Origin of the sequence: Streptomyces sp. NRRL S-646, assembly GCF_000720765.1 — a bacterium.
Classification (GTDB): Bacteria; Actinomycetota; Actinomycetes; order Streptomycetales; family Streptomycetaceae; genus Streptomyces.
Genome location: NZ_JODC01000073.1, coordinates 1 through 1,232 on the forward strand (window position 1 = coordinate 1; position 1,232 = coordinate 1,232).

Genomic DNA, 1,232 nt, shown 5'->3' on the forward strand with positions numbered 1-1,232 from the left:
CCGTTGGATCCGGACGGCACGGTGCTGGTGACCGGTGGTACGGGTGGTCTGGGTGCGCTGGTGGCCCGGCACCTGGTGACCGAGCATGGAATCCGGCATTTGCTGCTGGCCAGCCGCCGCGGTCTGGAGGCCCCGGGCGCTGGTGAACTCGTCGCCGAACTCGCGGAGTTGGGCGCCCAGGCCGAGATCGCGGCGGTGGATGTCGCCGACCGTGACCAGGTGGCCGCCATGCTGGACACCGTTTCCGTCGACCACCCGCTGACCGCCGTGGTCCACACGGCCGGTGTCCTGGACGATGGTGTGCTGGCTTCCCTCACCCCGGACCGGCTGGTGAGGGTCATGCGCCCGAAGGCCGACGCGACCGTTCATCTGCACGAGCTGACCCGGGACGCCGATCTGTCCGCGTTCGTGGTCTTCTCCTCGGTCGCGGGGACGTTCGGCGGCGCGGGTCAGGCCAACTACGCGGCCGCCAACGCCTTCCTGGACGCCTTCGCCGTCACCCGCCGTTCCTCCGGCCTGCCGGCGGCCGCGCTGGCGTGGGGGCCGTGGGCACCGGGTGCGGGCATGACCGCCGAGCTGACCGAGGCGGACCTGCGACGCATGGCACGTGAGGGCATGCAGCCGCTCGCCCCCGAACAAGCTCTGGGGCTGCTCGACACCGTCCTGGAGATCGGGCCGGCCCTCGAAAGGGCAGCGATGCTGCCGATCAACCTCGACATCGCTGCCCTCCGCAAGCGCGGACACGAGGTACCCAGCCTGCTGCGTGCTCTCGTCCGCAGGCCCGCGCGTCGGGCCGCCGAGGCACAGGCGGCGATTGGAGGGGCGGCCGACCTCAGGCAGCGCATCGCAGGGTTTCCCGAGGCCGAGCGCGAGAAGTTCCTGCTGGACCTCGTCTGCGGACAGGCCGCCTCCGTCCTGGGGTATGCGTCCGCCGCCGAGGTGGAGGCCGACCAGGCATTCAAGGCCCTCGGTTTCGACTCCCTCACCTCGGTGGAACTGCGCAACCGCCTGAACTCCGCCACCGGCATGCGGCTGCCCGCGACCCTGGTCTTCGACCACCCCTCGCCCGCAGTCCTGGCCCGTCACCTCCTCTCGGAGCTGTCCGACGGAGCGGCGCCGAGTGCTTCCGCCTCGCTGCCCGCGCCGGCGAGCACGTCCGATGATCCGGTGGTGATCGTGGGGATGGCGTGCCGGTTCCCGGGTGGGGTGGGTTCGCCGGAGGATTTGTGGCG

At 71.6% G+C, this 1,232-nt stretch carries 1 protein-coding gene; it reads left to right on the forward strand.

What is annotated here, in order from left to right; all coding sequences use genetic code 11:
• A partial coding sequence (locus IH68_RS0148895) for a type I polyketide synthase (RefSeq protein ID WP_030950296.1) occupies positions 1 to 1,232 on the forward strand: 1,232 nt, incomplete at both ends.